At 30.1% G+C, this 14,563-nt stretch carries 12 protein-coding genes and 2 riboswitches; of the genes, 10 read left to right on the top strand and 2 right to left on the bottom strand.

Annotated features, from left to right (window positions below; all coding sequences use genetic code 11):
* The first annotated feature begins 15 nt into the window (after nt 1-15).
* The gene (locus tag AC0N0V_RS19390; RefSeq protein WP_474460424.1) at nt 16-2,298 is read left to right on the top strand and encodes an N-6 DNA methylase family protein; all 2,283 of its coding nucleotides are present in this window, start codon (nt 16-18) and stop codon (nt 2,296-2,298) included.
* Nucleotides 2,299-2,460: 162 nt separating this feature from the next.
* Here the strand turns inward: AC0N0V_RS19390 and AC0N0V_RS19385 are convergent, their stop codons facing one another.
* Nucleotides 2,461-3,708, bottom strand: a complete 1,248-nt coding sequence (locus AC0N0V_RS19385) for a S1C family serine protease (protein ID WP_474460423.1) — start codon at nt 3,706-3,708, stop codon at nt 2,461-2,463.
* Between the two features lie 279 nt (nt 3,709-3,987).
* Between AC0N0V_RS19385 and AC0N0V_RS19380 the strand changes: the two genes are divergently transcribed.
* Nucleotides 3,988-5,373 (top strand): MATE family efflux transporter, encoded by a 1,386-nt coding sequence (locus AC0N0V_RS19380; protein ID WP_474460422.1) that lies wholly within the window; start codon nt 3,988-3,990, stop codon nt 5,371-5,373.
* 52 nt (nt 5,374-5,425) lie between these two features.
* On the opposite strand, the gene AC0N0V_RS19375 is transcribed toward AC0N0V_RS19380, so the two are convergent.
* Nucleotides 5,426-5,566, bottom strand: coding sequence for a hypothetical protein (locus AC0N0V_RS19375; protein WP_474460421.1), 141 nt, complete (start codon nt 5,564-5,566; stop codon nt 5,426-5,428).
* A 183-nt stretch (nt 5,567-5,749) separates the two neighbouring features.
* Here AC0N0V_RS19375 and AC0N0V_RS19370 point away from each other — a divergent pair, with 183 nt between their 5' ends.
* The 8 genes from AC0N0V_RS19370 to AC0N0V_RS19335 all read left to right on the top strand — a co-directional run bounded on the left by AC0N0V_RS19370 (nt 5,750) and on the right by AC0N0V_RS19335 (nt 14,562).
* Nucleotides 5,750-6,901 carry a metallophosphoesterase gene (locus AC0N0V_RS19370; protein WP_474460420.1) on the top strand — a complete coding sequence of 384 codons (1,152 nt, stop codon included), beginning with the start codon at nt 5,750-5,752 and terminating at the stop codon, nt 6,899-6,901.
* Between the two features lie 58 nt (nt 6,902-6,959).
* Nucleotides 6,960-8,744, top strand: a complete 1,785-nt coding sequence (locus AC0N0V_RS19365; RefSeq protein ID WP_474460419.1) for a TaqI-like C-terminal specificity domain-containing protein — start codon at nt 6,960-6,962, stop codon at nt 8,742-8,744.
* A 171-nt stretch (nt 8,745-8,915) separates the two neighbouring features.
* Nucleotides 8,916-9,016: riboswitch (purine riboswitch) on the top strand.
* 81 nt (nt 9,017-9,097) lie between these two features.
* The gene (locus AC0N0V_RS19360; RefSeq protein ID WP_474460418.1) at nt 9,098-10,537 is read left to right on the top strand and encodes an NCS2 family permease; all 1,440 of its coding nucleotides are present in this window, start codon (nt 9,098-9,100) and stop codon (nt 10,535-10,537) included.
* 694 nt (nt 10,538-11,231) lie between these two features.
* Nucleotides 11,232-11,327: riboswitch (guanidine-I (ykkC/yxkD leader) on the top strand.
* 106 nt (nt 11,328-11,433) lie between these two features.
* Complete coding sequence (locus AC0N0V_RS19355) at nt 11,434-11,757, top strand: DMT family transporter (RefSeq protein WP_474460417.1); 324 nt, start codon at nt 11,434-11,436, stop codon at nt 11,755-11,757.
* A gap of 107 nt (nt 11,758-11,864) precedes the next feature.
* The gene (locus AC0N0V_RS19350) at nt 11,865-12,572 is read left to right on the top strand and encodes a B3/B4 domain-containing protein (protein ID WP_474460415.1); all 708 of its coding nucleotides are present in this window, start codon (nt 11,865-11,867) and stop codon (nt 12,570-12,572) included.
* Between the two features lie 18 nt (nt 12,573-12,590).
* Complete coding sequence (locus AC0N0V_RS19345; RefSeq protein ID WP_474460414.1) at nt 12,591-13,280, top strand: radical SAM protein; 690 nt, start codon at nt 12,591-12,593, stop codon at nt 13,278-13,280.
* Nucleotides 13,281-13,473: 193 nt separating this feature from the next.
* A complete protein-coding gene (locus AC0N0V_RS19340; protein ID WP_474460413.1) occupies nt 13,474-14,067 on the top strand; it encodes a YdcF family protein in 594 nt (197 codons plus the stop codon).
* Nucleotides 14,068-14,316: 249 nt separating this feature from the next.
* Nucleotides 14,317-14,562 carry a hypothetical protein gene (locus AC0N0V_RS19335; RefSeq protein ID WP_474460412.1) on the top strand — a complete coding sequence of 82 codons (246 nt, stop codon included), beginning with the start codon at nt 14,317-14,319 and terminating at the stop codon, nt 14,560-14,562.
* Nucleotide 14,563 lies beyond the last annotated feature (1 nt).

Here is a 14,563-nt window from a genome sequence, read left to right as displayed (position 1 = left end):
TGGAGGACAGATTTTATGGCTGAAGAAAACTTAATTAAAGATGAAGATATTCTAGGGGCGGAGTATGAAAAAATAACAGATAAAGAAATTAGAAAGTCTATTGGAATGTTTTACACTCCGGACTTTATAGTAGATTACATATTAAAAAACACAGTTTCTAAAGCAGATGTATTGAAGAATCCATTTGTAAAGGTACTTGATCCAGCCTGTGGGGCTGGATATTTTTTAACTAAGGCTTATAATCTACTAAAGGATAAGTTTAAAAATAATTTACATATACTTAGAAAAGAATATGCAGATGAAGTTTATTATATTGAAGATGTTAATGAAGAATATATTGTAAATAATGAAAACAGGAATTATAATTCCAAGGAAATAAAAGGAATAGATTATTGGGTCGAAGAAAACCTACAATATCATATTTTAACAAATTGTTTATATGGTGCTGACCTAGATCCTATGGCAGTAAATATCACTAAGAAAAGCCTTCTAGGAAAACATAGTAAAAAAATAGATTTAAGTAAAAACATAGTACAGTGTGATAGTCTTATAAGGTGGGAAGAGGCTGACTTTTGTGATAAATCTATAGTTTTAAATAACATGTTGAAAAAATATCATCATTACAATCCAAATCTTAACTCAAACGAAGAAAATATCTGCAGTAGAATATTTAACTTAAGTAGATTTTGGAGCAATAAATTTGATTATATAATAGGAAATCCACCCTATGTTATGTTACTTAAGTCAGGTATGGAGGAATATTACTGGCAGTATATATTAGACAACTATAAAACCTTAGGGTATAAAAAAAATACATTTTATATGCTTATGGAGAGAAGTTTAGAAAAGCTGAAACCTGGAGGAATGCATGGATTCATAATTCCGGATAGATATTTTCTTACTAGTAGCTATGTTAAATCTAGGGTTAACTTATTTAAAAATACTACGATACTAAGTGTTACTCAATTTTCAAGTAAAATATTTGAAGAAGCAATTGTAGGGACAGCGGTATATATTGTAGAAAATAATAAATGTAAAGAAGATCATAGAATAGATTTAAAATTGGATTATATTAATGAGAATAACTTTTGTCATAGTGAGATATTGCAAAAGGATATAGCAAGAGATGAAAAATCCGTTTTAAATATTCTTACAAAAAATGATTATAAAAGTATAGTTCAAAAAATAAAAAGCAATTCCTTGGAGTTGAAAAACTTTTGTAATATTCATGTAGGAATGATGATAAAAGATAAAAATAGTAATTTTAAATTAGCTAATACTAATGAATTTAAAAACGGGATAGTTGTAGGAAGAGATTTAGATGAATATATAATTGGAAATGAAGATAGAGTTTGCTTTCTTGATGGTTTAGAGATATTTGGTGGGACTAAAAATCTTCAAAAACACAACATGTTTCCTAAAATCCTATTAAGAAAAACTGGTAATAATATTGTCGCTAGTATAGATGAAAAAGGTTTTTTAGCGGAACAATCAGTGTATATGATTATACCGTTTAGTGAAAGTCAGGTATATAGTTTATTAGGACAGATACAATCGGTTATATCAAACTTTTATTTTAAAAATTCTCTAATAACTAACCCATATGCATATCCATATATACAGCACTACGATGTAGAAAAAATACCTATAAATAATGACATCTTAAATAGTGAACAATACGCAAAACTTATTAAAAAAGTAATATATTTAAAAAATCAAATAAAGAATATTGAGTTTGGTAAGGTAATTAAACATAATAATTATACGAAGATTTTAGAAGAGTATAAAAAAGTTAAAAATGAACAAGAAAAGTTAGAAGAAGAGTTGCGTATTTGCATAGAGAAAAGTAACCACATTTTATTTGAAGTTTACAGATTGACGGAAGAGGAAAGAGGCTTAATTCAAAGTGGAGATGAAAAGCCTATTTTCAATGAGAGTAGTAAACCTTATCAAATATCTGGAGATAAGATAGAACCACAGAGTAAATACTACCTATCACTAATTAACGAAATCTGTTTAATTTTAAAAGATGAGATTGTAAAGCTACTTAAGAGAAGCGAAAATGTTTTGTCAATCAGGGACTTTGAGGGAGGTCTAAGCAACAAAATTGAAAATTTCTATGATCTTATGAAGATACTTAGAGAATATAAATTTAGTAAGAGAGATAGTGGGATAATAAGAGATGTTTTAAATACTTATTCTGATAGTTACAATAGGTACTTAAGAAATAAGGAGCTAAAAAAACAAGGAAAAGAATTAGTTAAATATAGTAGAGATGAATATGGATTGCCTTCATAGATATTTTAAAACAACATAGATATTGGTTTTAAGTATGTGAAAATAGAGAAAAAAGCCCTTTTGAAATTTGAGGCTTTTTTCTCTATTTTTATAATAATTATAGGGGAGAGACGGTCAATTGAATTTTACTATTACTATTAGTAATTACGCTTTAAAGACTCATTAATCTGACAACTTTAGAGTTAGTGTTTTGCTTTTTCCATCTCTAAATATATCAACCTTTATTTCATCACCAGATTTATGATTAGCTTTTATTTTATTTATATCGTTAACGGATTCAACTGGTTTGCCATCAAACTTTTGTATTATATCACCAGTTTGATGGCCAGATTTCTCAGCAGCACTAAATTCTTCTACCTGAGCAACATAAACTCCTACTGGTATGTTGTAACGTTTCGCCATATCTGAGGTTATGTCTCTTCCTGCAATTCCAATTTTTAGAATTGGTTTTAGAAGACTATCAATTTTGGGTTTTACAATATCCATAGGTATTGCAAATCCGAGCCCTTCAACGCCATCTCCACCCATTTTCGCGCTATTTATACCAATTACTTGACCAGCAGAGTTAACTAAAGCTCCACCACTATTTCCAGGGTTTATGGCAGCATCAGTTTGAAGTAGTGTCTGAGTTACATTACCTACTTTAATTTCTCTATTTGTAGCACTTACTACACCAGTAGTTACAGAACCTAAGAGTTCCTTACCTAAAGGATTTCCTATGGCTACTACAGGATCTCCGACTTGCATATCTTTAGAACTACCGAGTTCAGCCACTGCAGGCATCTTAACATTTTCAGTTACCTTAACTACAGCTAAATCTAAATCAGCATCATAGTTTATAACCTTAGCTTGAATCTCTTTTTTATTGTTTAAGATAATACTTATTTTATTTGCACCTTCTATAACATGATAGTTTGTAAGTATATAACCTTCATCGCTAATTATTATTCCAGAACCCATACCTTCTTGATTTTGAGATCCCCCAAAATAGTTGGAACTATTTTGGCTTGTAACAGATACGCCGACAACTGCTGGACCTACTTTTTTAGCTATTTCGGAGACGGAAAGGGAACCAGACACTGTTGACATTGGTGAAGCCTTGAAATATGTTGATTCACTTCTATTTTCTGACATACTTTGATATAGAGGTGTACTTTTAAAGAGATCAGACTTAGGTAGTAAATATAATGAAGCTGCTGTTGAAGCTGCTCCCCCAACTACGCTGCAAAGTAGTCCTACAACTACGTAAGATAAAAGTCTTTTTCTTCCACCTTTTTTGCCTGGAACTGAATTTTTAACATTAACATAATCTGTAGTTATAACTGGATTTGTATAAAGTATTTCCGTTGTTTCTTGATTGTTACTATTTATATTTACTTTGTCAAAATTGTCATTATTAAAATTATCCATAAATATTCCTCCTGAATTTGATTTGTTTAAAGCTACTGCTTTTATAATAAGTTTATTTTGTGACAATTTGATGACAAAAATATGAAAGATTTATTACAAATTTATTTAATTATTGTTACAAGTTTAGAATTTTGATTAGGTTGACAATTTGAATCTACTAGTATAAAATAATGCGAGTGATTATTTAGGTGGCTAAGTAAATTGGTGAGATGCTTGAATATGAATTAGAAATTATCCAAAGTGAAAAATGTTTATTTTATAGATTCGAGGAGGAGTTTTATGAATCGTTCACAAAAATTAGCAGAACAAAGTATTGGGAAATTACTAGTTGAATTCTCTATTCCAGCTATTGTTGGAATGTTGGTTAACTCTCTATATATAGTAATAGATAGAGTGTTTATAGGAAGAGTTGTAGGGGCGATGGCTATTTCGGGGGTGAGTCTTACTTTCCCTATAGGCATTATAATTATGGGCTTTGGAATGCTTGTAGGTATAGGAGCAGCAGCACGTATATCTATAAAGTTAGGACAACATAAGCAAGAGGAGGCTGAAAAAATACTTGGTAATGCATTTATTTTACTTATTATAGTTTCCTTGCTTGTTTCAGTTTTAGGATTAGTATTTTTAAATCCTATGTTAAGATTATTTGGAGCTAGTGACAACACCTTAGTTTATGCTAAGGAGTTTATTACGATAATATTAGCAGGAGCTGTGCTGCAAAATGTTGGTTTTGGGTTGAATAATATTATTCGTTCAGAGGGAAATCCTAAAAAAGCTATGATGACTATGCTCATCGGTTGTATAGTAAATATTGTTTTAGATTATATTTTTATTTATGTTTTCCATTTTGGTATCAGAGGAGCGGCTACAGCGACAGTCATTTCACAAGCTATAAATACTGTATGGGTAGTTTCGTATTTTAGAGGTAAAAATAGTTTATTGAAGCTTAAAGTAGAAAATTTTAAGCTTGAGAAAGAAATAGTATTAAGCATATTTGCAATAGGAATGTCACCTTTTGCCATGCAAATTGCGGCAAGTGCAGTTAATATTATTTTAAATAATAGCCTTGCTGCTTATGGTGGAGACCTTGCTATAGGTGCTTTTGGAATAATAAATAGTATAGCTACAATATTCTTAATGCCGATATTCGGAATAAATCAAGGATCACAGCCTATCATAGGATTTAACTATGGTGCTAAATTGCATGAGCGTGTGAAAAAGGCTTTAATACTAGCAGCTTTATCAGCTACAGCAATATCAACAATAGGTACAATATCTGTCCATATGTTCCCTAATCTTTTAGTAAATATGTTTAATAAATCAGATGCGAATTTGACAGCTATAACTGTACACGGAATGAAAATATTTATGATAATGTTTCCTGTAATAGGATTCCAAATTGTTAGTTCAAACTTCTTTCAGGCGATTGGTAAAGCTAAGGTTTCAATGTTCTTAGCATTATTAAGGCAGGTAATTGTTTTGATACCTATGCTTTTAATTTTACCTAATATGTTTAAACTGGATGGAGTATGGATGGCAGCACCAATTTCTGACTTTTTATCATCAATTTTAACTGGTATATTTTTATTGATTGAAATTAAAAAATTAACCACTAAAAATATAACTACGGGCAGTTCTAAAATGTCAGTAGAATATTCTAAGTAAATAGATTAATAAAGAAGAGGTACCATAAAACGGGTACCTCTTTTCATATGAATTAATGACCTCTATTACTAACTCTATCAACATCTAAAGCGCTTTGTGGGGGCTGTTTCATCATTTCTTCTTCGTAAATAACTTCTGGTTTTTTAGGTTTATTACTGGAATGTTTTGTTTCTTTCTTACTTTCTCTATGCATAATTAAATCTCCTTCCCAGTCATAAGTTATAGATAAAAGTTCCGTGAAATAATTCTATCTAAGCTTCATTTAATAGAATATCCTTTTTAAAAAAATTTTATACTTTTTCAGTATATGTGCTAAAATATAATAACTAAGTAATTCAGTAGTAAAAATGAAACTATGTGTTAAGGGTGATGTGATATGATTTATTTAATAGGAATTCTCTTTTTGTCAATTTTTGCAGCAGCAAATATATACGTAGGAATAAGAGGATTAAACGTTTTTAGGCACTTTATGCCATCAATAAGTGCATATCTATATTGGGGACTATTTGCAATAATAGTATTATCGATGTTTATAGGAAGAGTTGCAAAGAATTATGTACCTGCTTTCTTAGAGAAGACCTTCAATTTATTGGGCGGTTATTGGCTTGCATCTCTAACCTATTTTCTAATTTCGTTCATGCTTTTTGGGATAGCTAATCTTGTATTTAAGGTATTTAAACTGAAATCATATTATAGAGGTGGAATGAATACCGTTTTATTTTTTGATATGGTAGTAATATTTATAATACTTATTCTTCTTGCTTATGGCAGTTACAATGCCAGTCATGCAAAGGTTATCAATTATGAGATAAATATAGATAAGAGAGCAGGTAATGTAAAGGAATTAAATGTAGTTATGGTTTCAGACATTCATTTAGGGAGTCTGATCGGAAAAGAAAGACTAAATAAGATGGTAAAAGAAATTAATGAACTTAATCCAGATATAGTGTTTTTGTCAGGAGATATAATAGATAGTGATATTGAGCCTTTTATAAATGAGAATATGGGAGAATCATTTAGAAACATAAAGTCAAAGTACGGAGTTTACGGAGTACTTGGAAATCATGATTATTTCGGTGGTGATGTTAATAAGGTTGAAGCAGCCTATAAAGCCGCAAATATAAATCTATTAAGAGACGAGATAACTAAGGTAGGTAATTCTTTCTATGTAGTAGGTAGAGAGGATGCCTCCTCAGAGAGAATAATAAAGAAGAAGAGAAAGGATGTATCAGAAATAATTAAAGATAATGATAAATCAGTGCCTATATTTGTATTGGATCATCAACCAGTAAAGTTAAATTACACAAAACAAGCAGGAGTAGATTTACAGTTTTCTGGTCATACACATAAAGGACAATTTTTTCCGGCAGGGCTAATTACAAAAAGGGTGTTTCAGCTAGACTGGGGGTACTTAAAGGAAGATAATTTTAATGTCATTGTGTCTTCAGGATATGGAACTTGGGGGCCACCTATAAGAATAGGTACTAATTCTGAAATTGTGCAGACTAAAGTGAAATTTATGAAATAAAGGATTTAGTTAAAATAAAACCCAATATTAGAAATAATTTTCTAGAGAGGTAATAGTTATGGAAGAGATAGAAGAAGTTTCAGCAGTGCTTGGAAGAGAGTATGAGAGCAACATGGATAGAACAAAACGTAAGACTTATGGAAGCTTTTATACTCCTGATTTTATTATAGATTATATAATAGAAAATTCTTTAAGTAATTTAGATATAGTAGAAAATCCTTTTGTTAAAGTTCTAGATCCTTCCTGTGGGGCAGGGTACTTTTTAATAAAAGCTTATAATTTCTTAATTAATAAGTTTAAAGTAAATATTGATTATATAAGAGACAAATATATAGAGGAAGAATATAACATTGAATTAGATGGAGATTTAATAAAGCTAAAAGGCAAGGAATATTGGAAAAAAGAGAATTTAAATTATCATGTTTTAAAGAACTGCATCTATGGCGCAGATATTGATAGTGAAGCAGTAGAAATTACTAAATTAAATCTTAAACTTAAGACAGATTATTGCATAGATCTAAGTTCAAATATAGTTTGCTGTGACAGTTTAATAAAATGGGAAGAAGATTATAGCTTAGATAGTATTGTGAAAATTGATGAAGAAAGCTTCGCATGTAAATATAGAGATTTAGATGGAGTTGAACTAGAAAAAAAGTTAAATGGAAGTGAATTAAAGATATTAAATAATATATGCAGTTTTTGGAAGCAAAAATATGATTATGTGGTTGGTAATCCTCCTTGGGTTTCACTAAATAGAAAATACAAGAGAAGTATTGAAGATAAACTGATGAGTTACTATATAAATAGATATAAGGGGAATAAATATCTTCCTAACTTATATGAATATTTTATTGGAAGAGCTTTAACATCATTGAAAAGTAATGGCATAGTAGGGTTTATTGTACCAGATAGATTTGCTAAAAACCTTCAGTATAAGTCTTTGAGGAAAGAGATACTAAGTAATTACAATATACTAGGCTTGGCATTTGAGATAGATTTTCCACATATAAATACGGATTCAATGATCTTTATAATAGAAAAAAGTTATAAGGAAGGCAGTAAAATAAACATAAATGTATTTAATAGAAGAAAATATTTAATTTCCCAAAGCGAATACTTAAAAAACCCAAATTATGAATTTGTCTATGAGGAGAAAAGTGATTATGGAACTATTAAAAATAAAATTGAAAGTAAAAGTAAGTTTCTTGGTGATATAAGTACTACCTTCACAGGATTTATTGGCGATACTAAAAAAATAACAAATGAAGTTATAAGTAGCTCTCAAGTTAAAGTATTAAAAGGGGAGAATATAAAAAGATTTACTATTTTAAATAATTATTATTATGAATTCACTCCTGAAAATTTAAAGGGAGGTACAAAAGATATAACTAAATTAGCATATCCTCTAAAAATAGTTGTAAGAAAAACTGGAAATAAAATAATTGCTGCTTTAGATACTGAAGGATACATAATTGAACAATCGCTTTATGGAATAATACATTTAGATAATGATTTTTCTTGTAAATATGTATTGGGAATACTAAACTCAACACTAATAAAATGGTATTATTTAAATTTTCTAGTTACAAATATTAATTCAACTCCTCAATTAAAAAAGTATAGTCTTAATAGGATTCCTATTAAGTGTTGCAGTAAGAAAAAACAAAATGTAATAGAGAATTTAGTAAATGAGATTTTTTTAGAGAGTGAAGAACTAAAAAATAAAGAATTAGTTCATACTAAAGATAGTGAAAAGTTGAATAGTCTTAGAAGTCAACTTGATAATGAAATATTTAAATTGTATGGACTGAATTTGGAAGAGATAGAGAGGATTTTAGCATAGCCATTGTATGAAATATATGATTACAATCAATATTCGCAATGGTACGAACGATGAGGGTAGATATGATTATAAAGAGTATATACGGATAGAACATTGTGATAAATTTATATAAAATCATGTTGACTGTATAGTGAAATGATGTTAATATATAAATATAATATGAATAAAAAGTTGAAAAATTAAAGAATCATCCGTATAATCTTGAAAATATGGTTCAAGAGTTTCTACCAGAGTACCTTAAATCTCTGACTATGGGTGAATCCGTAAAAGTAGTTCCTTTGTATTTAGGTTTCTGCTTCGGGTTTACTCATAATCCGAAGCGGAAATTTTTTATTTTTAAGGAGGAACCAAATATGTATATGGAAAAAGATAAACCGGTAGATAAAAAGAAATCATTTTTAGATTCATTTTTTAAACTATCAGAAAATAAAACAACTGTAAAGACAGAGATAATCGCTGGAATTACGACATTTATTACAATGGCATACATAATATTTGTAAACCCAAGTATTTTAATGCAAGCAGGTATGAATTCACAAGGACTTGTAGGTGATGCAGCGGTTAAAGCTGGGTTATCAGCAATAAATGATCCTGTTGTGGCTTCAGTATTTGGTGCCACTTGTATTGCGGCAGCGATTGGTACATTTGTAATGGCACTTTATGCTAATTTACCTTTTGCGCAAGCACCAGGAATGGGGCTTAATGCATTCTTTACTTACAGCGTATGTTTAACTTTAGGGTATACTTGGCAACAAGCATTAGCAGCAGTATTTATATCAGGAGTGCTTTTTATAATAATTACACTAACTTCAATTAGAGAAAAAATCGTGGATGCACTTCCACATAATCTAAAATTAGCAATATCAGGTGGTATAGGACTTTTTATAGCTCTTATAGGGCTTAAAAGTGGTGGCGTAATTGTAGCAAATCCTGCAACTTTAGTTGGTTTTGGAAGCTTTACAAGTCCACATGCATTAGTGACTCTTATAGGTATAACTGTTACTGGAATTTTGATGTCAAGAGGCGTTAAGGGTTCTATACTTCTAGGAATAATAATTACAACTGTTATTGGAATTCCTTTCGGAATCACTCATCTTGAAGGAATAAAAATTATAAGTTCTCCACCATCACTTGCCCCAACTTTCTTCGCTTTTGATTTTAAAGGGCTTTTAGGACTTGGAAAAGCCAGTATGGTAGGAGCTTTCACAAGCTTAGTAATGGTTGTTATAACATTTAGTTTAGTAGATTTATTTGACACTATTGGCACGTTAGTTGGAACAGCCCAAAAAGCTAAAATGCTTGATAAAGACGGAAGAGTTAAAAATATGAACAAGGCTCTTTTATCAGATGCTTTGGCAACTACATTTGGCTCAATGCTTGGAACTAGTACTGTAGTAACTTATGTAGAATCTACATCAGGTATATCTGAAGGTGGAAGAACTGGTCTTACGGCTTTTACAACTGGAGTTTTATTCATACTAGCAATGTTCTTTGGTGGACTAGTTGGAATAGTACCAGCAGAAGCCACAGCACCAGCACTTGTAATTGTTGGAGTTCTTATGATAGGAGCAGTTACAAAAATAAATTTTGATGATTTTACAGAAGCATTACCTGCATTCTTTACAATAGCTATTATGCCATTCAGCTATAGCATAGCAAATGGAATAGCAGCAGGAATAATATTCTATCCAATAGTAAAAATAGTAACAGGAAGAGCTAAAGAAGTTCATCCAATAGTATATATATTAGCAGCGTTATTTATATTAAGATTCACAATTTTACCAGGTGCATAACAGCAAAAAAGGGCGACTAAATCGTAAGTTACGTCATGTTATAAGATTAGGTTTACGGTGTTTCATTAGCCCTTACTTCGAGAACAGAATCTAATACAAAAGCACCTTTAAAAGCTCCAATTATTTTTAATGTTTTCTTTTAGAAAACTGTAAAAATAATTGAGAGCTTTTAAGTGCTTCTGTATAAGATTCTGTAGTCTCTCGTTCGAAGCTGATTCCACATCATAAACCTAATCTTATAACAGTTGTAAATTTTAGTTTTTAATTTAACTCTTTAAATTATGTGATGTAAGTTCTCCATTAGTACAAGGCATGTTAATGCCTTATGACGGAGTCTTTGAAGAGTATTTTTTCCTAGATTAGACTGATATCGTAAAATATAACAAATAATTGCCCGCAAGGACTCTAGTATAAATTTAGAGTACATTCTTACTTAGATAAAACTTAATAATAGATATTTACCTAATTTATAACCTGGCAAGCCTGATGATTTGGTAATAGTTTTAGGATTCTAATCTCAATGTTATACTAATAAAGCATAGGATATAATTTATAATGTAGAACTTTCTATTACTAATAAATGCTTCACACCAGCAAAATTTTGCGAAGAAAAAATATTAAATTGACTAAAATCTACTACTATGCTAGACTGGACTTATAAGTTGCAACTTGTAAATTACCAAAAAGTTTATATAGTTTAGTTTTCTAGGGTTCCGCAGTTTATAACTGGCTGGTCCGAGAGAAGACGCACAGGTAACTGTGTACACGGAAGGATAAAAGCCTGGGAGATATTTTTATAATATTTCCTTAGGCTTTTTTTATTTTTATCTTCTTTTAAATAAGCCATGAGGTATTACTATACTAATCTTAACTACTAATTTAGGGAGGTAAAGTTTATGCAATGGATTTATTTAGTTATAGCAGGTTTTTTCGAAGTAGGCTGGGCAATGGGGCTGAAGTATTCACAAGGATTTACAAAAATATTACCTAGCATATTAACAGTTATAGGAATGATTGCAAGTTTCTATTTTTTATCATTGTCTTTAAAAAGCTTACCACTAGGAAATGTATATGCAATTTGGACAGGTATAGGGACTATCGGTACTGTAGTCCTAGGTATTATTTTATTTGAAGAACCCATTAATGTAATGCGTATGATTTGTATTGTATTTATAGTTCTTGGAATCATTGGCCTAAAATTAGTATCAATAAACCAATAATCATATATAGTTTAGAAATAATAAAAAATAAGTATAATATTACCGAAAGAGAAGTGCTAAGGATAAAATATGTAGCTATCTCGTTTTGATATGAAGGAGGTATTTTAATGAAAAATTTCGTGATTGAGGATAATTTTTGGAGCTTATTCCCTAATGCAAGGATTGGGGTTATTATTTGTAATGACATAGATAACTCTATAAAAGATGAAGAAAAATATAAAGAAACGCTTTTAGAGGCAGAAAAGGAAGTCTTAAAATATTTGCAGAATGAAGAATTTAGCAGTAACGAAGTAATAAAAGTATGGAGAGAAGCATTTCGAAAGTTTAAAACAAAGAAGGGTGCGAGGTCATCTATTGAGGCATTGCTAAAGCGAGTGAATAATGGAAACCACTTAGGGACTATTAATCCATTAGTTGATATTTATAACTGTATTTCATTAAGATATGCAATGCCATGCGGTGGTGAGGATATTGATACATTTGATGGCGATATAAGATTGACTAAGGCAGTTGGAAATGAAAATTTTGTTACATTAGGAACGGATAAAAGTGAACCACCATATGAAGGTGAGATAATATATAAAGATAATGAGGGAGTAATCTGCAGGTGCTGGAATTGGCGTGAATCAGTAAGAACGATGCTCACTGAAAATACAAAGAATGCTTTTTTGTGCATTGAATTAGTTGATGAAAAAAGAATAGAAGAGTTTGAGAATGCTTTAAAAGATTTAGCAAAAACAGTACAGGATAATTTAGGCGGAACATGTAAGATTTCAATTCTTGATATTAACAATAAAGAAATAACAATAGAATAATTTTAGGAGGATAAGGCGATGGGTGGTTTCAGTTATAAAGATATTTATATTGAAGAGGGAAAAAGAGTACTGGAGGTAAACATACTTCCTGAAAAGCATTGTAACTTTGACTGTATATTTTGTCCTATTGGAAGGTCGCAAAATAAGGTAGATACCCAAAAGTCATTCGATGAAATGGATAGTTCATTAAAAGAACTGGAAAGCATGATAGAAGATACTAAAGCAGAATTAATATTTATTAACTCAAAAGGAGAAGCATTTGTTAACGATAAAATTGGGGATATTATTGACCTTATTAAAGACAAAAGGTTACCCGTAAGACTGCTTTCTAATGGATATTTACTAGGTAGAGATGAATATATAGAAATAGCCAATAGATGTGATGAAGTTATTGGAGAGATAAAAACAATAACGGAAGAAGATTTCCAAAGAATCCAAAGACCAGTTGATGGTTATACAATAGAAGAATACATTTCAAACATGGTTTCCTTTAATAAACAATACAAAGGGAAATTTATATTTGAAATTACTATAGTTAAGGGGTATAACGATGATGAAGAATCGATTCAGAAGTTGAAAAATATTATTAAGGAAATATCTCCTGATAAGATAATTATTGCAAGAATGGAAGATCAAAGATTTAAGAAAAAACTTGGTATAACCAATGAAAGATTTGAGGAAATTTCAAATGCATTACTAGATATTTAGTAATGCTAATACATAATATTCTATTTTAACGTTATAACATCCTTTAAGGTGGTTACATATTGTTGAGTAACCACCTTTTAATTTGTAATAAGTTAACAATATGTAACCAGGGTTTACAAATATTGCATAATAGCATAAAATGAATTAATATTGTATAGTAAAGTTTAATCGAAAGCAATGTAAGGAGGGAGCTATGGTAAGAATCATGAAAGTTATCTTTGGTATAACCTTGATAATTTTTATATATTTAATAATTACTTTTTTTCAGATAATTTATTTTGGGGAATCAGCAAAGCCTGAAAAATCTGATTGTATAATAGTGCTGGGATGTCAGGTTTATGGTTCAACACCTAGTCCTTTTTTAGTATGGAGAACAGAACATGCACTAAAGCTGTATAATGAAGGTTATGGAAAGTATATTATAGTGTCAGGAGGACAGGGACCAGGAGAAAATATAACAGAAGCAGAGGCTATGAAGAGGTACTTATCTTCAAAGGGAGTAGAGACTTCTAAAATACTTATGGAAGATAAATCAGCTTCAACTATGGCTAATTTAATAAATTCTCAAGTTATAATGAAGGAGAAAGGATTAAAGACAGCTATAATTGTCTCTAATAAATATCATTTGAAGAGAGCATCTTTAATGGCAAAGCAACAAGGAATAGAAGGGAGTTACTCTGGGGTTTTTGTAGAACCTTATAAACGTCATGAGTTTATAGGATATGCAAGAGAAATACCAGCGTTAGCAAAGTATTATCTCACCAAAATTTATTTGAAATATTTTTAATAAATTAGGAAAGGTTTTCATGGTAGCAGAATATATAATATATGTAAGTGTTAACAGGTGTTAATTTGTCTGATGACTATTTATTCTAAATTCGGTTAACTAAGAATTAAGTAGGGGTCTAATACAATTAAACTTGAGTTTATTTTTCAACGAAAACTTATATTTTAGATTAGTAGTTTTAGCAAAGACAAGTGATTAACATATGTTGAATTAGGGTTACCAGAAAAAACAATTTGGGGAGGTAATGTAATGGAAAGACTTTATTATTGCTGTGGATGCAAAAGAGTAATAGCAAGTGAAGGGATATGTGACTACTGCAAGTGCGAGGACATAAAGCAACTTCAAATTAAAGCTCCTGTAAATGTTATCGGTACTAAAATTAAGGGCAATGTATTTAAAATTAATAATGGAAAGGTAAACCTTATAGTTAAGGATCAATCAAATAATAAAATGATAAAAGAGTATAATTCGGATCAGTTAAAAAAGGTATTATAAT

This window comes from Clostridium sp. CS1-1 (assembly GCF_056135525.1).
This window is presented reverse-complemented; position numbering and strand designations above follow the sequence as displayed.

Coding starts and splice junctions, on each gene's coding strand:
- AC0N0V_RS19390 (WP_474460424.1), top strand. CDS start 16: ATGGCTGAAGAAAACTTAATTAAAGATGAAGATATTCTAGGGGCGGAG.
- AC0N0V_RS19385 (WP_474460423.1), bottom strand. CDS start 3,708: ATGGATAATTTTAATAATGACAATTTTGACAAAGTAAATATAAATAGT.
- AC0N0V_RS19380 (WP_474460422.1), top strand. CDS start 3,988: ATGAATCGTTCACAAAAATTAGCAGAACAAAGTATTGGGAAATTACTA.
- AC0N0V_RS19375 (WP_474460421.1), bottom strand. CDS start 5,566: ATGCATAGAGAAAGTAAGAAAGAAACAAAACATTCCAGTAATAAACCT.
- AC0N0V_RS19370 (WP_474460420.1), top strand. CDS start 5,750: ATGATTTATTTAATAGGAATTCTCTTTTTGTCAATTTTTGCAGCAGCA.
- AC0N0V_RS19365 (WP_474460419.1), top strand. CDS start 6,960: ATGGAAGAGATAGAAGAAGTTTCAGCAGTGCTTGGAAGAGAGTATGAG.
- AC0N0V_RS19360 (WP_474460418.1), top strand. CDS start 9,098: ATGTATATGGAAAAAGATAAACCGGTAGATAAAAAGAAATCATTTTTA.
- AC0N0V_RS19355 (WP_474460417.1), top strand. CDS start 11,434: ATGCAATGGATTTATTTAGTTATAGCAGGTTTTTTCGAAGTAGGCTGG.
- AC0N0V_RS19350 (WP_474460415.1), top strand. CDS start 11,865: ATGAAAAATTTCGTGATTGAGGATAATTTTTGGAGCTTATTCCCTAAT.
- AC0N0V_RS19345 (WP_474460414.1), top strand. CDS start 12,591: ATGGGTGGTTTCAGTTATAAAGATATTTATATTGAAGAGGGAAAAAGA.
- AC0N0V_RS19340 (WP_474460413.1), top strand. CDS start 13,474: ATGGTAAGAATCATGAAAGTTATCTTTGGTATAACCTTGATAATTTTT.
- AC0N0V_RS19335 (WP_474460412.1), top strand. CDS start 14,317: ATGGAAAGACTTTATTATTGCTGTGGATGCAAAAGAGTAATAGCAAGT.